Here is a 21858-nt window from a genome sequence, read left to right as displayed (position 1 = left end):
AATGAATCCTGGAAAAAAGTTGAACATTTTAATCGCAGATGACGAAGAAGGTTTAAGATTTTCGTTGGCAAGCATTTTGGAAATAGAGGGATATCCAGTTCAGACTGCCTGCGATGGTCTTGAAGCTTTGGAACTTGTTAAAAATAACGCTTTTGACATAGCTTTTTTTGACATAAGAATGCCCGGAATGAACGGCGTTGAAGTGTTTAAAAAAATTAAACAGATAAGTCCGGAGATGATAGTTGTCATGATGACCGCATATGCGATGAACGATACTATAAGAGAAGCGATAAAAGAAGGCGCTTTTGCATGTATAAGCAAACCATTTGAAATAGAAGACGTATTAAATACCGTAAAAGAAATAAATTCCAAAAAGTCCGGACTGATTATTTCCCATAACAGCGGCATTGAAGATTTATTAGATGACAATTTAAAATCCGCGGGCTTTATATCTGTGATTAAAAGCGATTTTAAATCCGCCGCCGATTTTATTAAAAGAAGAAAACCTGAAATCATTTTTGCAGTTGAACCTGTGCAAAATGATTATGAAATAATTAAAAAAACAGCTGAGAAAATGCCAGATTCAATTGTAGTCATTATAAGTTTATCGGAATGTAAAGAACTGAAAATGTTAAAAAATATAAAATATATGAGTATCCCTATCAACAAAAATATTCTTTCGGAACTGCTTTTGTATTCGGGCAAACAGCAAACCGTGATAATCAGCGGCGATCCGTTATGGTCGAATAATTTAAAGATTGCGGTTGTGGCAAAAGGTTATGAAGCCGTTTATTATGCCGCAGTGGAAAGTTTTTTGAAAGAACATGATATCGAAAAATGCAACTTTATAATTTGCGATGCCTGCGAAATTCACGACATTGACGTTTTTTACGGTAAAGTAAAAGAAAAGAACGGTTTCGCCAAGATTATTTTTGTTTTTGATTTTGAAAGCTCCGTAGTCGACAGTCTTAAAAAGCTTAACATTTCTTTTTTGTACAAACCTTTTGACTCGCATGAGCTTTTTGATATCATGGAAAAATCTTAAAGAGGGAAAAATGAATAATTTGTCCATAAAGATATTTATTTTGGCGGCGGCATTTTTTGCTGTTTTATCTGCGGTATCGAGTGGGACGCTGCATCAATTTTTTGGTTTGCTATCAGGCACCGTCTGTTTTGCGGCTTTTTTAATTTTATTTTTTTGCACAAACTCCGAAAAACAAGGTTCTTTCGAGAGCATATCCGCGGTAAAAAAACATAAAACTTACGATAATAAAGAAACTTTCTCACCTGAGTATGTTTCTAATGCTCAAGAAGCAAAACAAGAAGCTTCGCAGTTTAAAACAATGAACATAAGCGGCGATTTTCGGCAAAAAAGAGAGGAAGAGTTTGCCCGTGAAGAAATTATGAATGAAAAAATCAAACTTCTTAACAAATTCGCTTCAGTGGCATCGCACGATTTAAAAAACCCGCTTTCAAGTATGAAAAATATAGCTTATTATTTTACGAATTTGTTTAAAATCGAAGGAGAAACGCCTAATAAAATGTTAAAAATGCTTTCAAGCGAAGTAAACAGAATGAACGATATGATTACAGAACTTCTTGACTCCACAAGAGTAAAACAGCTAAATAAAGAAAAGAACGATTTGGATTCAATTATAAACGCAGCCGCAGAAAAACAAAAAGATGAAAAATATGTTTTTGACATAAATCTTCAAAAGATACAAATTTACGCGGACAATGAAAGAATGAAACAGGTATTTTCTGTCATAATACAAAATGCTAAAGAATCTATGTGTGACGGAGGAACAGTTACGATAAAATCTTATGAACACGCCAATGAGGCTTATGTCGAAATTTCAGATACTGGAACCGGTATGGATACGGAAACGCTTGCTCATTGTTTTGATCCGATGTTTTCGACAAAACAAGCGAGAGCGCTAGGTATGTCACTTACTGTTGCAAAACAAATAGTAACCATGCACGGAGGAATCATCAGGATCGAAAGCGTTCAGGAAAAAGGTTCTAAATTTACCGTTAGTCTGCCGCTTTGCACATAAATATGGATAAAAAAACTTTTACCACCAATAGAAAAGCCTTTCACGATTATGAAATACTTGAAAAAATGGAAGCGGGTATCATTTTATCGGGATATGAAGTGAAAGCAATTAGGCGTTCAAACGTTAGTCTGGCGGACAGCTTTGTACGCTTTTCTTCGGGAGAAGCTTTTGTGGACAATATGTTTATAGCTCCGTATGAGCAAATATCTACGCATATCGGAGATTATGATGTAAAAAGAAAAAGAAAACTTTTAATGCGAAAATCCGAAATAAATAAATTAAACGCCAAAGTCAAAGAGAAAGGGCTTACTGTGATACCGCTTGAAGTTTATCTTTCGCCGCGCGGAAAAATCAAAATTCTTATAGGTCTGGGCAAAGGCAAAAAATCTTATGATAAAAGGGAAAGCATTAAAAAGAAAGATATTGATAGAGAAATTGCCAGAGAGAGACTTTTCAAATAATTTTTATGCTGAATATTTTACGACAAACCTATCCTAAGGGAAGCAGTAAAAATACCGTTTCAAAAAATAATGATAAACAATAAAATAGCGCAAATTACTTCTGTACAGGCCTCGGCAGGTTCAGGAAAAACATATAATCTGGCCAAAAGATATATACGACTGCTTTTCGATTATGGCGGCAAAAACACAGCCGGACTAAAAAACGTCATTGCAGTTACTTTTGCCAATAAAGCTGCGGTAGAGATGAAATACAGGGTTATAGAATATCTAAAAAAAGCGGCATTGTCTGCAGATACCGAAGGCATTTTTGACGATACCGGGCTTTCAGCAGATAAAATACGCTTAAAGAGCCTTGAAGTTTTAGATGAGATTCTTAACAATTACGATAATTTTAACATAGGCACGATAGACAGTTTCATCAATTCCATATTGAAAGCCTGCGCGATAAATATGGATATTTCTCCCAACTTTCGCATAGAGAAAGATTACTCAGAAAATCTCGAATTTGCTTTGGATTCGTTTCTTCAGTCCGCTGGGACATCAAAAAATACGGAAAAAATTCTTTTGCAATATATATCGCAGTATCTCATATCTGACAAAAGCGGCTGGTTTCCAAAAAATGACATATACAATGAAGTTGAAAAAGTGTTTAAAAAAGCCGGAAATTTAGGAAAAAGCATAGCTATTGGCACTTTTGCTTTCGATGTTGAAATATTGAAAAGAGCTTTGCAAATAATTAAAAAAGCCGAGTTGTTCTGCGAGCTTTTTTCAGAGCATGACATTTATTCTTCTTGCCTTAGAGCCATAGAAAAAATTATTTTGACGGGCAAATTCATTTTCTATGCTCCTGACAAAATACCAAAACCTTTCGCTTCGCCGCTCAAATACAAAAAAAATGCTGTTGTTGATGATAAAGCTGTCGCATTATGGAATGAAATTGCAAAAGAAATAGCTGCTTTATGCGTGTTTTACGCCAATAATTATTATGGAGTTTATTCCGATATTTATTCGAGAATAGATAATGAATTCGAAATAAAAGCGAAGAAAGACGAACTTGTTTTTCTGCATGACATAAATAAAAAAGCAATGACACTTTTTAAAAATGGCAGTCCTGTAATGCCAGAAGTTTATTACAGGCTTTCGGAAAAATACAAACACTTTCTTATAGATGAATTTCAGGATACAAGCCCCGTGCAATGGGCTGGAATAAAAAGGTTTTTGGATGAAAGCATTGCAAATGGCGGCACTTTTTTTTATGTTGGAGATGCAAAACAGGCAATTTATGATTTCAGGGGGGGCAGCTGGGAAATTTTCTACAATGCTTTATCCGAGTTTACCGTCAATGAAAATGATATTACAGTTTTATCCCAAAATTACAGAAGCCATAAAGAAATAGTCGAATTTAACAATGAAATATTTTCAAGGGAAAATATTGAAAGATACCTTGCAGACTTGCAGAATGATGAAGATTTTATAGACGAATACAAAAATTTGACAGATGTTTATTCACAGTCGAAACAAAACTGGCATCCGCGAAAACAAAAAGGGTATGTCGAGATTGAAATTATAGATAAAAATATAGATGACCAACAGGAAGAAACCAAACGGATATTTATCGGCATGGTAAGCCAGTTGACGCAGCGTTTCAATCAAAACGACATAACTGTTTTATGCAGAAGCAATATGGAAGTTTTGCTTTCAGGACAATGGCTTTTGGAAAACGGTTTTGATGTCGAATCTGGACAGACTTTAAATATCAGAAACAATGACATTATCAAACAGTTGATTTCGCTTATTGCGTTTATTGATTCTCCTATGGACAGTCTTTCTTTTGCTTCGTTTATAACAGGAGAAATTTTTTGTAAAGCTGCCGATACGGACATTCCTCTAATGCGGGAATTTGTATTTGATTTTCATAATAAAAGAAACCCTGAAATTTTTTACAAGAAGTTCAGAGAAGAACATGAAAGTTTGTGGCAGGAATATTTTGAAAAGTTTTTTGTCCAAGCCGGCTTTACGCCAGTTTACGAGCTTACTCTTTCAATTTTGGAAAAATTTAAAGTTGTCGAAAATTTTAAGGATTCAAAACCTTTCGTAATACGCTTTCTTGATTTGATAAAAACATTTGAAGAAGATGACGGTGGCCTTGAAAATTTTTTGGATTATTTCAAAAAACTTGAAGATGGCAACGAAATTTTATACATAAAAACTTCTTCGGGAAACGGCATAAAGATAATGACCATTCATAAAGCTAAAGGATTACAATTTCCAGTTGTAATAATGCCGTTTTTAAAACTTGCGCATACAGACATAGACAGGCCGTTGTTTGCAGATAAAGGAGAGAAGATAAATCTCATTTATATAACTAAGAATCTGTCAGAACTATCGACGGAACTTAAAAATATTTATAATTGTGAAAAAGCTAAAACGCTGATGTCTGAAATGAATGTTCTATACGTTTCGATGACAAGAGCCGAATGTGAATTTTATGCTATAGTTCCTCCAAAAGCCGCAACATCGTACAACACGCTTCCTCTGCTTATAGGCAAGCAAAGCATTAAAAGGGGAACAAAAGAAAAATACGCTTTAAAATACAAACATATGCAAACCGTTTTCGATGCTTTAGATACGGGATATAAAGAAATAAAAAATTATTTTCAATCGCAGCCGCTTTCTCTGGATATAAACAATGCAAAACAGCGTGGCAGCATACTTCATTTTGCACTGTCAAAAATAAAAACGTTGAAAAATAAAAATAAAAACGTTGAAATAGAAACAGCTTGTGAATTTACAGAAAGAAAATTTCCGTATGATGATACGGTCTGGATTAAAGAAAAGCTTTTTAATTTTTTTAAAAATAAAGAAATCCTATCGCTTTTTGACATTGATGAAAAGGCAGTTTTTAACGAATTTGAGATAGTAAACTCTTCTGGAGAAACTTATAGAATAGATAAAACTATAATTAAAGAAAATGAAGTAATTGTCATTGATTTTAAAAGTTCGAACGCAGAAAATGAAGAAAACAGAATGCAGGTCATAAAGTATATAAACTGTTTGAAAGAGATATATGCTGCAAAGAATTTTTACGGATATATAATCGATACGGAATGCGGAAAAGTTGTTGGAGTGCAGCTATGAAATCCCGCATTGTCAACATTTCAATGTCCGAAAATATTATTGATTTTGTCTGCGATTACATAAAAGGCAGTGGTAAAAAAACAGCTTTTATAAGCGGCGGGAAAAGGCAGTTTTTATTTATAAAGAAAAAACTTGCCGTCATGAAAGACAGGTCGTTTACATCACCTTCTTTTTTTACAAATGACGATTTTATAGAAAATGCTATTTTTGAAAATACGAAACTTGTCAAAATACCCGATATAGAAGCCGCTTTTATAATTTATGAAATCATACGGCTTGAAGCGTCGGAACTTTTGAAAGGAAAGAAAAGTTTTTCGGAGTTTTTACAGTGGGCTATCGAAATAGTTTCTTTTATAAATCAGCTTGATTTGGAAAATGTTTCGCAGGACATGCTTAAAAACGTAAAAGCAAATGCCGATATAGGCTATGATGTTCCAGAAAGCATAAATAATCTTTTAAAAAATATATTTAGAATAAGAACTTTATTTCATGCTTCTCTTGAAAAAGCTTCAAAAACGGCAAAAGGACTTTCTTTTCTGAAAGTTTCCGAATTTGATTCAGAAAAAATTATCGGAGATTTTGAGGAAATTATACTCGCTGCGCCATTTTATCTTCATAAAACTGAAATACAAATTTATAAAAAAATATTCGATTCCGAAAAATTGACCATTATTGTTCAGGGAAATCCTTTAGAATATTCCTCTTTGAGAAAAATTTATGATGCTTTTGGAGTTCCTTTGCCTCCATATGCCGAAAAGAATAGAGATATGTCTTTAAACATTTATTGCGCATATGATGACCAGTCTCAATCTACGCTATTGAAAAATCTCATTTCGAGACTTCCAGAAAAAGAACATGATAAAACGGCAGTTATTTTGCCAGAAACTAAACTGTTGCAGTCGGTCGTATCGGAAATTTCAGTTATAACAGACAATTATAATGTATCTGCTGGATACCCTGCGGCAAAAACTGCAGTTTTCACTTTACTTAAATCCATAATAGATGCACAGATTTCAAGAAGAGGCAAAAATTATTATGTTAAAGACTTAATAAAAGTATTTTCTAATCCTCTTGTGAAAAATATGAGATTTTTTGGCGATGCGTCACTGTCGAGAATAATTGCGCACAAGCTTGAGCAGTCTTTTGACAAGAACTCAAAAAATCATCTTGCAGGGAAAGTATTTGTTTCTTTTGATGAAATTGTCAGTGCCAAAAATGTTTTAAAAGAAATTTCCAAATCTTCTGCCGGCGCATCCGGATATATAAATCCCGAAAAATTAAAAGGCATTTTAACCGATATTTTTAACACGCTTTTTACCGTCTGGGAAAAACCGCAAACGCTTGCGGATTTTGCCGCAGAAATGCAGTTGTTTACCGAGAAATTGTGCAATTTGAGCATAGTTTCATCTTACCCTTTAAATTCGCCGGCCATAGAAATAATTCTTTCTCTGTGTGCACAGATGAAATATGGAAGAGTTTCGCAGGTAAAATTTGCGCAAAGCGACATTTTGAACATTTTCGGCGATTTAATTAAAAATGAAAGAATTTCGCTGCTGGGTTCTCCTTTAAAAGGGTTGCAGATTCTTGGCCTTCTTGAATCGAGAAATTTGTCTTTTGAAAATATTTTTATTATAGGTATGACGGATTCTGCTATTCCTGCAGTAAAAAAAGACTCACCTCTTATCCCGAAAGACATAATGTTTGCTTTGGGAATAGAGATGGCAAAAAAAGACTATGAGATACAAAATTATCATTTTAATAGACTTACGTCGGCTGCTAAAAATATAAATTTGATATATCCTGATAATGAAAAAGAAGAAAGAAGCAGATTTATCGAACGTCTTATATGGGATAAACAACTTAAAAATAAAGATTTGGACACCGTGAAAACAAAAGGTTTTATTATTCCCGTTTTTATTGGAATAAACAAGGAAAAGAAAAAGTACGAAAAAACCGATAAAATAAAACAATATCTTAAAAAGATAAAATATTCATACAGTAAAATAGATACTTATTTGAGATGTCGTCTGGAATTTTATTTTAAATATGTTTTAGGGCTTGACAAAGCGGCTGAAATAGGCGAGGAAGCGGCCGAAAGTGAAATGGGCAGTTTCGTACATAAATTTTTGCAGACTGTATTTTACGAAGGTATGGAAAGTTCAAAGCTCAAAGAAAAAGATTTTGAGAAACATTTTCACGAAGAACTTGACAGACTTTTTGAAAACAGTTTTGAATTGAAATTCAGAGAAGATGCATTTTTAATCAAAAAAGTTCTTGATTACAGAATGGCAGAACTGTTAAATTTTGAGTCTGCTAGAGAATATGATGGAATTTGTTTCTGTGAAAAAAAATATGAAACCGTTTTGCAATCCGCAAATAACACATATGATATAGAATGCGTGATAGACAGGATCGATAAAAAAGGCACTGATTATGTAATTCTCGACTATAAAACAGGAAAGACAGATGCCCCGTTGATATCGAGCAATTTTAACAAACTTGTTGCAGACGGCTTAACCAGAAAAAATATAAAAAAAGCAGTAAAATCTTTACAGCTTCCTTTGTATAAATACGTTTTTGAACGCTGTGAAAAAGCTAAGGCAGCAGAATGTGGTATTTATGACATAAAAAAGAGTGAAATATTTAATTTTTTCTCAAATGCCAAAAATGCTGAAGAAACATATAATAGCTGTATAAAAATAATAGAAACCATTCTTGACGAGATATCTGCCGGCGAATATTTCGAATTTGATAAAGACGACGGAGTAAATTGTGAACGCTGCAAATTTTTTTATATATGCCGAACGCAATAATAGAATTAAAGATATCCCGAGGAATTAAGCCTGTTGAGGCTTTTTTGGTCTGTTGTTTAACTAATTTTCGGCCGCTGCAATTTCACAGCACAAATTATAGTATTGATTGGAGGATTGACTCTACAATCGCGCAAGAGGTATTTTGGTTTTTTCCTGTATTTCATAATAGGTTACGCCTTTCAGATTATTATATTTTACATATAACTGCGTGCCTTTAAAAAAACCTTTCGGACATTTTGCATACAGCATTAACGTGTTTCCCATAACTTCAATGCGCATTGATGTAAAATATTTGTTTTCTTTTAAATCAATTTTTAACACTTCACTATTTGAACGTTCTTCCAAAGCCGTAAATTCTCCATATAAATTAAAATATTGCTGCTGCCTGTCTATTATCGTGCCTGATACAAGACCTGCTTCCACAGTCATTTCAATTCTGAGCTGTTTTAAATAAACGAAACCCGACGCCACCGCAAACAAAATAAAAATAGCCGTAATTGCCGATATTTGTTTGATGTTTAATTTTCTCATTTAAAATAATCGAAAAGCTGCTTAAAATTTAAATTGTTTTTGTTTATTAGTGCATATTTATCATAAAGAGATTCTTTAGACTTCATAAGCGTGGCAGATTTTATTCCGTACTCTAGTGCCATCGATGCTTCTATATAAGCGCAAAGTTTATCGCAAGAAGAAGTGAGAGTGCCGTCAACGGCATTATATTGGTCGTAATTATAATCCGCGGCATTTTTTACTTCTTTCACTTCACCATTTTCAATTATCTTGTCGGCAAATTCATTTTTCACAAAATAAACCATTTCCCTATGCCAGCTTTCGGGGATTAAAGGCAGAATTCTTTCCTCAACCTGTTTCTCTTCGTACATTTTTATAATGTTTTCAAGACCAGATATAGAAGATTTTATCGGCCTGATGATGTCTTTGGTGAGAATTTCTGGCAGGTCATGAAATAACGCCGAATAAAAATTATTGTAGATTCTGGCTTTGCATGCGACCATCTCATTGGAAAATATGTACGCAAAAATTGCTACCGTAAGCATATGTCCTAAAACGGTAGTTTTAGGTATTCTGAAAGCCTGTGCCCATCTCTGCTGGAAACGCAGCTGTCCACAAAGATCAAGAAAACCGTAATATTTTTTATTTATCACAAGTTTTCTTATTCCCGACAAATCGTCAAAAGTTGCAATGCTTTCGTCTATCTCTTGTTTTGTTTTCTCTATCCCGTAAACCATGGCGTTCCAAGGATAAATAATACCGAACTCCCATTTTGTAGAAAGACTGTGTGCTGAACTTAAAATCCTTTTTTCATGTTTGGCATATTCGGGGTTTGAAAAATATTTTGCAAATCTTTCTTTAATTCCGTTCTGCAAAGCCTCTAAGTCTTTCTCAAGGTTCTCCATTACCCAGATATTGAGCTCTTTTTCTTTTTTTGACATTATTTCATGAAACACTTCGGGTTTTAAATCTGTCAGCATTATTCTTTGGAAAAACTCAAAAATGCCGCCCTCGATAAGTTTAATCCAATCAACTTTTTTGCCTTCTTCTTCCTCGAACTTTGCGACTATATAGGCTATTATCATCTTATGCGCCTGTTTATCAAGCTCAAAAAAATCAAAAGGCCTTATATGGTCGTTCCATCTCAAAATGTTAGCAGCAGAAAAAATTCTTAAAATCAACTCTTTTGTTATCATTTTTTATCCTATTATACGGTATTAAAAGTTATCCGAAAAAATTTATCATTTATCGGCTTTTTCTTTTTGTAATCCTGTTATTATGCGATTCAATAAAGCATTCACCATCGTAAATATCAAAGCGCCGAAAAACGCGTCCCAAAAACCGTCGATTCTGAAATCTTTTATAATTTCCGAAGCCAGATAAAATATAAAAGCATTTATAAAAAAAATAAATAACCCTAAAGTCAGAACATTTACAGGAAGCGTAAGCAGCACGAGAATAGGTTTCAAAACAGCATTAAGCAGGCTTATGAGTATAACGGTAACAATAAGAATTTTCCATGATGGAATATTAATTCCAGGTATAATATTTACCGACATCAGAAGTGCCGCAACACTTATAATAAATCTTACAAGCATAGGTTTAACTTTTTAAGTTTGTTCCAGTTAAAATACACAAATATTGTGCCGAAATTTTTATTGTCCACATCAAGTCGTGAATATTTTTGCCTTATGTCCTTTTTATTAAAAAATTTTAAAACTTTTTCTTTAAGCTGTCCGGTACCTTTTCCGGGAATAATTTCTATAAAATCAAGTTTTTTCATATGTGCGTTATTTAAAATTCTATTGAGTTCATTTTCTATCAGTGCACCTTTATTGTAAATCGGGTGAAGGTCAAGTTTCTCAAAAGACATATTACATTTCCATATAATATCTGCGCTTTTTTTCCTGCAGCTTTTCTATTGAATAGCGGAGCATTGTTCTGGGCATAATTTTACTATACTTATCCAAAAAAACATAAAGAGGCTTTTCATCCCTTTTTCCCATTTCTCTAAGCATCCATCCTGACGCTTTGTGCATTAAATCGTGTTTGTGATTTAAAAAAGTTTCACAAAGAGCGATAGTTTCGTCAAAACGGCCGCATTTTATAAAATAAAATGTGGAAATCATGGCTATTCTCTCATCCCATAGATTCCCGGATTTCGCATATTTCCATATTTGTTCAGGACAGTTGTGATACCAATAATCGCCTGATAAACGGTGCGCCGACAAATCGACTAAATCCCAATTATTTACGTATTTCGTATTTTTAAGATATAAAGATGCTATTTTAGCTTTCTCGACTTCGGAAGCTTTTTCATATTTTAATATCATAATCATTAAAGCCGTTAATCTTGCTTCGTGTATTTTATGTTTTAAAATATCTTCCGTATCTTTGAGTGGTATTTCTTTATAATACTTTTTTGCTATTTTCCTTTGTTGTGCTGCCCGAAGACCCCAAAATAAATCACCCTGCCCATAACCACCTTTATAAGTTTGAAAATAAGCCGCATGATAAAGAGCAACTTTTTTATCTCCTACAGATTTCAATTCATTTAAAACAATATTTTTTATTTTCCCTGCCATATTTATACTTCCCGTAAGTTAAATTTTTATCACCTGCCAATGAAACATCTTTTCAGATTTGAACATATTTGTTCATAAGAAGAGTCAAAATAAAATACAAACCTGCAGTAAAAAAGAACATGCCTGCAAAAGTGATTTTTAAAGCCTTGCTTTTTTGTAAAAATAAAAACAATAATGTATAAAAAATTCCGAAAATTATAGAATATACAGCTAAATTGAGATACATAGACATCTCCTATCGCTTCTATTTTTTTTATAAACTATTTTATTGATTTTACTAAATTTACAGCAAAAAAAACATTTTATTGACATTTATTTTTTAAAATGAAAAAATTTTTATGTATTTATTATGAAAAAACTGTTTTTATCAATAACATTAATACTTCTATGTTCTTTTGCGTTTTCAAGCGAAACCGCGGATTTTAACGGAAAAACGATAAGAGAAATCAATATAAAAACATCCCGCATTTCTCCAAAAATGGTAAGAAAAAAATTTCTAATGCAGGAAGGAGAAGTTTTTTTCAAAGACAGTTATGACTATGCCAGACAAGCTCTGCATGATATGAGAATTTTTAAGTCCATAGATTTTGACATAGCTGAAAATGAAGACAATACATTATCGATAAATATTGACGCAAAAGACGGATATTTCATTCTTCCTATGATTTTTGGCACCGGCGGCAACGAAAGCATGCTTGCTGTGGCTCTTATGGAAGCTAACATATTTAAAGCCGGCGAAATGTTTTCCATATTTGGAAGTTTCAGCTCTGACGGTTTTTTAACTATGGCACTTTTAGGTATAGAAAATAACCTTTTCAGCATAGGATACAATGGTATGGAATTTGAAGAATCGGTTTATAAAAACGGTTCGTACAGCACTTCGGGAATGTTTTCTTCAGATTCTAAGAGAGATAAATCCGGAAAACCACTAAACAGCTATGATATTAAAAGCGATGGCTTTGTTTTATCATGGAGCAGATTGTTTTATGAAAAAACGAGTATAAGTTTAGCCTTTAACACTTCATATATACAATACAAAGGCAATAACACTCCCGATGACGAAGGTAGACATAACAAAATGATTTTTTCAATAAAAAACTTTAAAAATGCAAAAGAAGGAGATAACGTGGATTGGGGCGCGCTTTTCGGCATCGGACAGTCGGGTATAGCTGATAAGCTTGCAGCTCTTCCGAAAAAAAAATTTGGCTACTCAGTCAGGCTGACATATGAAAATGGAGGAGACTATATCGGCTCGGATTATGATATATCAAGAATAAGCTTAAACTTCTCAGGAAACATAGAATTTAAAACAAGAAACACCCTTTTTCTGAATATAACAGCGGCAAAAGGTTTTGAATCAAAATTTAATGACAGGATAAAATCCATAGATACTTTAAGCGGAAAAGGAATCTATTCAAAAATGTTCAGATGCGATGAAGCTATAGGCGGGGGGTTGTCTTTTGCATGGTATCCGATAAAAAACAAGACCGGGGTTTTATCAATTGTTCCTTTCATAGAAAATGCGATTTTATGGGACAACAGTTCGATTCAAAATCACGGAGGTGCAGGAACAATCATTTCTTACCGAATGTGGCGCATCCCTTTCCCATTAGGCATAAATTTCACGCAAAACTTAAATGACAGAAGCAATGAAGTTTCTTTCGTTTTTGGTGGAGGGTTTTGATATTTTGTTCAAATTCTCTAATTTCTTCCCATATTTTTCACATTTCCATGAACCCTTGAAAGAAAGCATCATGACAGCCCTGCCGTTATTGACAAATAAGTGTAAAATAAATATAGTTTATTTGCAGTTTGGAGCAATAAATATGTTCAGGAGGAATATAATGAAAAAATTTTTATTAACAATTTTTTTCATGATTGCCGCAACAACTGTTTCTCTTGCCGATTCCTCAAAAGATAAAGTTTATATTGGCGCAAGCCTTTTGATGAGCTTCGAAGATTTTTCTTATAACGATTTTATAGACAATTTTAGCAAGTCTGAAGGTAATGAAAAGACTATGTCTGGGCCGAGATACGATTTTTTAGTTGGATACAGACTCAGCAATAAATTCAGGATTGAAGCACAATACTTAATTATAAGCCAAAATAGTTTTGAAACCGACAAAAGCAACAGCAATGTAGAATATAAGGCACAGGGGCTGTTTGCAAACGCCATTATTGATTTTTGGGATATGCAAGAACATTTCATTACTCCTTTTGCGGGAATTGGCATCGGCGCTGGATCTCCGAATTTAAATATTAGCTATAATGGAATAAAAGATGAAGTTGACAATAACGGTTTTTCATGGCAGCTTCAAGGAGGAGTAAACGTAAAACTCGTCACCTGGCTTATAGTAAGCGTGAAATATACTTATATTTCAATGCCAGATGCAAAAGTCGGTTCTTCATCAAAGGAAGAAATAAAAGCTGAGTTCAAAAGAGGAGTTCAGGCTATAGGCGCAGGGGTAACAATTTTGATTTAGCAGTAAAATGCACTTGACCTTATGGAATTCTCAGAAAGAAATGGTATAAGTTAAGCATTTTTGCCCTGCTACCGCAGGATTGCCTTCAGCCCATAATTGCGGCGAAAAGATTAAAAGCCATAAAAAAAGAAGAGAGGTGACAATTTTCTCTTCTTTTTTTATGGCAAAATTTACAAGGTGCTTGATAATTAAGCACTTTTCATAAATTTTATATAACATATACCTCACATTTTATGCAGGGAACAGCTTTGCTGTAGTTGTGGTGAAAGCCGTAGTTCAAGCTTGAAAAAAATTTTGTTTTCAACTTATTGCACTGTTTGCTGTGCAAGTTTATTGATATAACTGAAAAAAACGAATACACATATTATATATACAAATAAACTGATATCACGATAAATGCATAAAAGAAAAAAAGAGCCAGCCCTAGAAACACTATCTATTTTTTTCATCGTTTTGTGTGGAACACTATTATAAATTTGACATTTTTCTTAAAATTTTGATATATTCAACGTAAAGCAAAAAAATATAAAATAATATAAAAAATGGACAATGAGGTTCAGAAATTACTTATAATTGAAAAATTATAAAGATTTTTAGCCTCATTTTTTATTTTATTATTAAGTACACCTCAGAGATTATTAGAGTTAATATTATAAGTTTTCATTTCCGAAAAAGCAGGAAGTTATATTTTAAAATTGTTTTTTAGATGATACCGCACAGATTGATGTGCGGATGTTCATTGTACAGAAGAAGCTTGAAGCTTCAAAATAAAAAGGAGGCAGTATGATTAATGTAGGAGATACGGCTTTTATTTTGTTGTGTGCTGCACTTGTGTTTATCATGACGCCGGGATTGAGTTTTTTTTATGGCGGTTTGGGCCGCAGAAAAAATGTGGTAAGCAATATGATGAATTCGATATTTATTATGGGACTTGGAATTTTTCTATATGCTTTGGTTGGCTATTCTTTGTCTTTTGGCGGGGAAGGAAAAATTATAGGTTCACTTAAAAATTTTGCTCTTTTCGGAATAACCAAAGAAAGCATTTTTGGCGATAATCTACCGACTTTCGCTTTTGTGGCTTTTCAGATGATGTTTGCTTTGATAACGCCTGCAATCATAACTGGTTCGGTTGCCGGAAGAATGAAATTTAAAGCATTATTTATCTTTATAGGTCTGTGGTCGCTGCTTGTGTACTATCCTTTGGCGCATATGGTATGGGGCGGCGGATTTATAGGAGCGGATATTAAAGCTCTTGATTTTGCCGGAGGCGATGTCGTTCACATAAGTTCTGGTTTAACAGGCCTGATTCTTGCCATTTTGCTTGGCAAAAGGTATGGTTATGAACAGGTTTCTTATCGCATACACAATGTGCCTTTTGTAGTTTTGGGCATGGGACTTTTGTGGTTCGGCTGGTTCGGGTTTAATGCGGGAAGCGCTTTGGCGGCAAACGGTCTGGCAGCGCACGCTTTTATGACAACGGCGATTTCTGCCGCGTCGGCAATGATAATGTGGATGTTTATTGACGTTTTAAAGCAGGGCAAACCTACGTTGATAGGTGCGTGTACCGGCGTTATCGCGGGTTTGGTTGGCATTACACCGGCGGCCGGCTTTGTTTCAATAGGAGCATCTTTTATAATAGGAATAACCGTTGCTCCAGTATGCTATTTTGGTATAATTATTATTAAGAAAGCTTTGAAAATTGACGATTCGCTGGACGCTTTTGGCTGCCACGGAATAGGCGGCATTTGGGGCGGAATTCTCACCGGTTTATTTGTAACTCCAGAACTTAACCTTACGGAAGGGCTTGGCGGTTTGTTTTACGGCGGCGGATTAACTCAGCTTATATCACAAATCGAAGGAATTTTGCTTACGATTGTAATAGTTGTCGCAGGTACGCTTATAGCAGCTGTAATTACGAAAGTATTTACGCCTCTTCGCGTATCTAAACATGAAGAACTTAACGGTATGGATATATCCCAGCACGGCGAAATTGCATATCCTTCGTTTACCGGTTTGGATTAATTATAAAATATAAGGAGGAACTTGTATGATAAAAATAGAGGCTATAGTGCGTGAAGATAAATTCGAAGAAGTCAAAGAAGCTCTTAATAAAGTAGGGGTAAACGGAATAACAGTTTCTCAGGTTATGGGCTGCGGAAAACAAAAAGGTTACGTTGAATTTGTGCGCGGAAGTGAAGTTGATATCACACTGCATCCTAAAATTAAGTTTGAAATAGTAGTTTCTTCTGAAGAGTGGGAAGAAAAAACCATAAAGGCGATTTTGGAAACCGCTTATACCGGCAAGCCCGGCGACGGCAAAATATTCAGCTATGATATGAGAAGCGTAATAAGAATACGTACAAAAGAAACAGGTACTGCGGCGATAAACTAGCCTTAGCGGACGGCAAGTTAATAACGGCAAAGACAAAAATCAATAGCAATTATAAAGCGTCCTCATTAATATTAAGAGGGCGCTTTTATTTTGAATTTATTAATATTATCTTTTGGGCTTTTTAATTGTTATGTGTGAGAATCCATTACAATATTGCAGGGGTAACTTCTTCATATTTTTCCGTAAAACATTCCATAAATAAGCCATAGATTTTTTATATAAACTGTGCTGCAATAAAAAGCCGCTCTCTAGCGTTATTCTAATTTATCATTTATTATAAAAAAGATAAATGGTTTATAGAAATTTATACTATCTTAACAAAAATGATATATAATTTAAAAAAATTTATTTAAGTAAGGAGATGTTTTAATGAATTTAGCAAGTTTATCGATTAAACGTCCTACTTTTATTTTCTCAATTCTGATTGCAATGATAATAGTAGGACTTATTTTTATGACCAGAATGCAAATACGAATGTTTCCCGATGTGGAATATCCTTATGTTGTCGTAACGGTACAGTACGATGGAGCAGGACCTGAAGAAATTGAAAACAGAATAAGCAGAATGGTTGAAAACTCAATCAGCGCCATCTCCGGCATAAAACATATCAATTCTATAAGTCAAGACGGATACTCCACTACATATGTTGAGTTTGAACTGGATAAAAATCCAGAAGTTGCGCTGCAGGAAGTAAAAGATAAAATTTCTGAAATCAGAAGAAGATTTCCAGATGATATTGAAGAACCAGTCGTGTTAAAGCTAGATCCTGAACAAATGCCTATAATGACCATAAGCTTAAAAGCTGATTTAAATCCTAAAGACCTTTATGATTTCGGAGATGAATATTACAGAAAAGAGCTTTTAAGAGTGGACGGAATATCGAGAATCTGGATGGTCGGCGGACAGAGAAGAGAAATTCATGTATCTGTGGACAGAAAAAAGCTTGACGAATACGATACCACTTTAACCGAAGTTTCGCAAAACATAGCAAATAATAGTTTGAACATTCCGGTGGGCAGGGTTTCTATTGGCGATGACGATATTTCTTTCAGGTCAATGGGAGAATATAGGGATGTGAAAGATATAGGGCTTGTTGTCGTAAATTTCCACGGCAATGACGTTCCAGTTTCCGTAGGCCAGCTTGCCAAAGTAAACGATACTGTAATGGAACGTTTCACAAAAGGAAGAATTGATTTTAAAGAAGACGACAAAGTTGTCAGAGAACAATCGTTTCAGTTCAGGGTGTATAAACAATCTAAGGCTAACGAAGTTAAAATTTCAGATGGCGTAACGGCAAAAGTTAAAGAACTCAATGAAAGATATAAAGATTTTCCGGGAAAACCATACCTTACCATCGTTACTGATAACGCTCTTCCTATTAAGGCAAACATTAAAGATGTGCGCAATACCATTTTCGAAGGAATTTTTCTTGCCGTAGTAGTTGTTTATTTCTTCCTTGCAAGTTGGCGTTCGACTTTTATTACTGCACTGGCTCTTCCAAACAGCTTAATAGGCGCTTTCATTTTTATGTTTTTATTTGATTTCAGCATAAACATTATTTCGCTGATGTCTCTGTCTCTTGCGGTCGGACTTTTGATAGATGACGCGATAGTAGTACGCGAAAATATCTACAGGCATTATGAAGAAGGCGAAGAACCTGACGTCGCGGCGCAGAAAGGTACTGATGAAGTCGCTCTTGCGGTAATAGCTACGACTAGTTCGGTTATAGCGGTATTTTTACCAGTAGGTTTTTTAAGCGGAATAATAGGACAGTTTTTTAAAGAGTTTGGTTTGACTGTGGTTTTTGCCATGTTTATATCAGTGCTCGATGCTTTAACCATAGCTCCGATGCTGTCGGCATATATTATCCCATCAAGAAAAGAAGCAAAGATTAAAAAGCCAAATAAAATTGTAGCAGTTGTCAGCGGTTTTTTTAGAGCTATTACCGTCGTGTGGTTTGACAAGCTGTATTATCTTATAGTAAAAATTTACGAGAAAATGATACGCTTTATTCTCAGACACAAAATAGCTGTATTACTCTTTACCGTTATAATTTTTGGAGCTTCTCTCAGCCTTGTAAAAAAAATACCAACAAACTTTGTTCCTTCATCAGAAATCGGAGAGTTTAATATATCGGTTGAAACTGATCCTGGAGCTTCTCTGTCCAGAACCGACGCGGTTTGTTTGCAGATAGAAGACGTGCTTATGGCTATGGACGAAGTTGAATTTGCGGTAGTTTCCATTGGCAATAACAACAGAGAGCTTAATGTCGCGGATATTTACGTAAGACTTGTGGATTACAAACAAAGAGTGCATACCACTGATGAAGTTAAGCATGCCATAAGGCTAAAACTTGCTGAAGTTTTGGATAAAACCGTTATTTTTTCCATCAATGATTCAGGTGGTCCGGGAGGAGGAGAAAAACCTTTTTCGCTTCTTCTTTTCGGAAGAGAGACAAAACAATTGTCTTTGCTCGCAGAAGAACTTATCGAAAAATTCCGATTGATTCCAGGACTAGTGGATATTAATACGAACTACAGATCCGGAAAACCAGAACTTCAAATAGACATAGATCCTGTTAAAGCGAAACAGTTTGGAATTAATTCTGTAATTGCAGGTACGGAACTAAGGGCTATGGTTGAAGGAAATTTACCGGCGGTATTTAGAGCAAACGGGTTGGAGTATGATATCAGGGTACGTTTCGAAGATGATCAAAGAACTCTGATGGACTCATTTAATGATTTATATGTATTTAATAAAAACGGTAAACGCATTAAACTTTCAAGATTTGCAGCTTTAAAAAAAGCCGAAGGACCTACAAAAATATTCAGAAGAGACAGAAGTAGATACATACAAATATCCGGAAACTTAATGAAAGGTGCGTCGCTAGGTCCAGTACAAAGCGAAATTCAGAGAATAATGAATGAACATAAAAATAATCCAAAAAATAAAGCACTGTGGCAGGATGTCACTTTCGGTTATTCAGGCGATCTTGATGAAATGCAGGATTTGTTTAAGAGTATTATTATGGCGGCCTTACTTTCGGTAATATTTATTTATATGGTGCTTGCAAGTTTATACGAATCGATAATCACGCCGCTTACCATTATGGTTGCGCTTCCTCTTGCGGCTGTCGGAGGTCTTATTGCATTATATATTACAAAAGGTTCTCTTGACATGTTTACTCTGATAGGATTTATAATGTTGTTGGGTATTGTCGCAAAAAATTCGATTATTCTTGTAGACTACATACAACAGCTTATGAGGCGCGGAAAACATGTGGACGAAGCGATAGTCGAAGCAGGCAAAGTCAGGATGCGGCCTATACTTATGACATCTTTTGCTTTGGCGGCCGGCATGCTGCCTACGGCTCTTGCTTTAAGCGAAGTAGGAAAATTCAGACAGAGTATGGGAATTGTCATTATCGGCGGAATTGTAAGTTCCACTATTCTTACACTCCTGGTTATTCCCGCGATATTTGAATATATGGATTCATTCAGAATATGGACAAGGAAAATACTTGGCAGGCCTGTTAAGAGAAAAATCGATAAAGATTTTAATAAAGAAGCAAAAGTCACAAGATGCGAAGAATAAATAATAAAATAAAAAAAGAAGCGCGGATTAATATCTTTGCTCTTTTTTTATTTTGACCAGATGCCAGCATTGCCGGTAGAATTAGTAAAAAACGGGAATGCAAAAATAAAATGCTTTACACTATCCTCTTGACATTCCCGCCGGTATTACCTTGCCTTTACTCGACATAAATTTCTGTTCTCCTGTTTGCAGCTCTCCCCTCTTCCGCAGCGTTTGTCGCTATCGGCACCCGTGAACCGTAACCGATGAATCCTATTTTGCCTGCAGGTATTCCGTTTAATAAAAATTCTTTATATACGCTTTGCGCTCTTGATCTCGATATTTTTTCATTTATTTCTTCGCGGCCTGTCGAATCAGTATGGCCTTCTACGGTTATCAGCGTATAATCATATTTTCTTATTTCTTTAGCTTCCTGCGCTATTATCTGTTTTGCTTTATTTGTCAATGAATACTCGTTTAACCCAAAATTTGCCACATTTAATTTATATTTTTTTATCATCGGCTTTTGTCTTCTCTCTATCGCCCCTTCTACTTTTTCTTTTGTTATCTCTTCTTCTTTTGACCTCTTTTCTTCTTCAGCAACCGATTTTACTTCCGTTGTATTATCTTTCCCATAATGTTCGAATCTTATACCTTTGCTTAAATCGCCTATATCTTTTAACTCTTCCACATTTATCCCCACAACATCTTCATTTTTTACCTCTACTCCTTCTATCTCTCTTATATTTTCTTCATCTATATTTGCGCCGGCATCCATCAATTTCCATAAAAATTCCGCTGCTTCAACCCTATTCTTAAATAAAAATATTCTTCTGCCATAATTTAACAAGTATATGCTGCTCCCTTCTTTAATTCCCAATTTTCCTACTACTTCCTTACTTATTTTAACATTGTCGTTTTCTACTTCCATCTCCCATACCATGCTCGCCTGACTTTCTTCCAGCACGCTCTCTATTATGGTATTTCGCTGCGCTCTTCTTGCCTCTTCTGGTATGGCTTTTATCTCGTTTAATCCATTTTCATATTGCAATATTAGTACTCCTTCTCTCATATCGCCCAGCTCTTTCTCGTAGCCTTTAAACGATAACTTTCCTCCGTCTAAAACTCTCTTTACTTTTTTTCCACTTACTCTTCCTCCTGCTTCTTTTATTTTATTTTTAAATTTTTTGACATCTTCTTCCTCTTTAAAGAAAAATATATGTTTACTGTATTTTAGAACACTTACCTCTTTACCTTCTTCCAGCCCGAGCTTTTCTCTGATATTTTCTTTTATTTCCGCTGAAGCATTTTTTTCCCCTTTTGTTTCAAAAATGTTTATTATTTCTTTCTCCGTTATTATCTCTTGTATTATTTTATTTTCTATCTCCTCTCTCCTCTCTTTTTCTACCATCGCAAAACTATAATTTAAGCCTATATTCCCGTAATATTCTCTGCCGTTGTTATAATAATTTCCGTTCACATTTGTATATATGCTCAAACTGTCTGCTATCTCATATTCCGCTCCGATGCCTATTACTTTTATTGTTCCTTCAGATGACGTTCCCCATATTTCCATTTTTTCGCCGCTGTCTAAAAATTCTCCAGAGTATTCAGCTCTGTCTCCTGCCATTACATATCCACCCGACACCTTACAGTACAGCGACAGCCTGTTTATTACATAATTTATTCCTACTCCCAGTCTCCCTTCAGTTCTTAAATAATCATTTTCATATATCTCTATATTTGCTCCGGCTCTTCCTTTTTCTCTTGATGAATAATTCCTCACATATCCACTCTTTATATGTCCATATGGCGCTATGCTTATATTATCATTTACCCATATATT

The 21858-nt window shown here is 34.6% G+C and carries 16 protein-coding genes; 10 read left to right on the top strand and 6 right to left on the bottom strand.

Annotated features, from left to right (window positions below; genetic code table 11):
• Position 1 precedes the first annotated feature (1 nt).
• From LBD46_06345 to LBD46_06325, 5 genes are all read left to right on the top strand, one after another.
• Positions 2-1045: a response regulator gene (locus LBD46_06345; GenBank protein MDR2426777.1), complete on the top strand. Its 1044-nt coding sequence runs from the start codon at positions 2-4 to the stop codon at positions 1043-1045.
• A 10-nt stretch (positions 1046-1055) separates the two neighbouring features.
• Entirely contained in the window at positions 1056-2057 is a 1002-nt protein-coding gene (locus LBD46_06340; GenBank protein ID MDR2426776.1) for a HAMP domain-containing histidine kinase, read from the top strand.
• A gap of 2 nt (positions 2058-2059) precedes the next feature.
• Entirely contained in the window at positions 2060-2518 is a 459-nt protein-coding gene (smpB, locus tag LBD46_06335) for an SsrA-binding protein SmpB (protein ID MDR2426775.1), read from the top strand.
• Between the two features lie 69 nt (positions 2519-2587).
• The gene (locus LBD46_06330; protein MDR2426774.1) at positions 2588-5656 is read left to right on the top strand and encodes a UvrD-helicase domain-containing protein; all 3069 of its coding nucleotides are present in this window, start codon (positions 2588-2590) and stop codon (positions 5654-5656) included.
• Positions 5653-8469: a PD-(D/E)XK nuclease family protein gene (locus LBD46_06325; GenBank protein MDR2426773.1), complete on the top strand. Its 2817-nt coding sequence runs from the start codon at positions 5653-5655 to the stop codon at positions 8467-8469. The genes LBD46_06330 and LBD46_06325 overlap by 4 nt, the downstream gene beginning before the upstream one ends.
• Positions 8470-8589: 120 nt before the next feature.
• Here the strand turns inward: LBD46_06325 and LBD46_06320 are convergent, their stop codons facing one another.
• From LBD46_06320 to LBD46_06300, 5 genes are read right to left on the bottom strand one after another with little or no spacing between them, the layout of a single operon-like run.
• Positions 8590-9000, bottom strand: a complete 411-nt coding sequence (locus LBD46_06320; GenBank protein ID MDR2426772.1) for a hypothetical protein — start codon at positions 8998-9000, stop codon at positions 8590-8592.
• Positions 8997-10175 carry an HD domain-containing protein gene (locus LBD46_06315; GenBank protein MDR2426771.1) on the bottom strand — a complete coding sequence of 393 codons (1179 nt, stop codon included), beginning with the start codon at positions 10173-10175 and terminating at the stop codon, positions 8997-8999. The genes LBD46_06320 and LBD46_06315 overlap by 4 nt, the downstream gene beginning before the upstream one ends.
• A gap of 45 nt (positions 10176-10220) precedes the next feature.
• On the bottom strand, positions 10221-10577 hold the full coding sequence (locus LBD46_06310; GenBank protein ID MDR2426770.1) for a phage holin family protein: 357 nt from the start codon (positions 10575-10577) through the stop codon (positions 10221-10223).
• A complete protein-coding gene (locus LBD46_06305; GenBank protein MDR2426769.1) occupies positions 10568-10852 on the bottom strand; it encodes a Smr/MutS family protein in 285 nt (94 codons plus the stop codon). The genes LBD46_06310 and LBD46_06305 overlap by 10 nt, the downstream gene beginning before the upstream one ends.
• Position 10853: 1 nt before the next feature.
• On the bottom strand, positions 10854-11564 hold the full coding sequence (locus LBD46_06300; GenBank protein MDR2426768.1) for a DNA alkylation repair protein: 711 nt from the start codon (positions 11562-11564) through the stop codon (positions 10854-10856).
• Between the two features lie 349 nt (positions 11565-11913).
• On the opposite strand from LBD46_06300, the gene LBD46_06295 reads away from it, so the two are divergent.
• From LBD46_06295 to LBD46_06275, 5 genes are all read left to right on the top strand, one after another.
• Complete coding sequence (locus tag LBD46_06295; protein ID MDR2426767.1) at positions 11914-13248, top strand: hypothetical protein; 1335 nt, start codon at positions 11914-11916, stop codon at positions 13246-13248.
• A 160-nt stretch (positions 13249-13408) separates the two neighbouring features.
• Complete coding sequence (locus tag LBD46_06290) at positions 13409-14047, top strand: porin family protein (GenBank protein ID MDR2426766.1); 639 nt, start codon at positions 13409-13411, stop codon at positions 14045-14047.
• Positions 14048-14830: 783 nt separating this feature from the next.
• Positions 14831-16069 (top strand): ammonium transporter, encoded by a 1239-nt coding sequence (locus LBD46_06285; GenBank protein MDR2426765.1) that lies wholly within the window; start codon positions 14831-14833, stop codon positions 16067-16069.
• Between the two features lie 25 nt (positions 16070-16094).
• Positions 16095-16439 (top strand): P-II family nitrogen regulator, encoded by a 345-nt coding sequence (locus LBD46_06280; GenBank protein ID MDR2426764.1) that lies wholly within the window; start codon positions 16095-16097, stop codon positions 16437-16439.
• Between the two features lie 369 nt (positions 16440-16808).
• Positions 16809-20033, top strand: coding sequence for an efflux RND transporter permease subunit (locus tag LBD46_06275; protein MDR2426763.1), 3225 nt, complete (start codon positions 16809-16811; stop codon positions 20031-20033).
• Positions 20034-20190: 157 nt separating this feature from the next.
• Here LBD46_06275 and LBD46_06270 read toward each other — a convergent pair.
• Positions 20191-21858, bottom strand: a 1668-nt coding sequence (locus LBD46_06270) for an OmpA family protein (GenBank protein MDR2426762.1), incomplete at its 5' end; no start/stop codon positions are given.

Source organism: Candidatus Endomicrobium procryptotermitis (genome assembly GCA_031279415.1).
Lineage (GTDB): Bacteria > Elusimicrobiota > Endomicrobiia > Endomicrobiales > Endomicrobiaceae > Endomicrobium_B > Endomicrobium_B procryptotermitis.
Note: the sequence above shows the minus strand (reverse complement) of the source record. Positions and strands in the feature narration are given on the sequence as shown.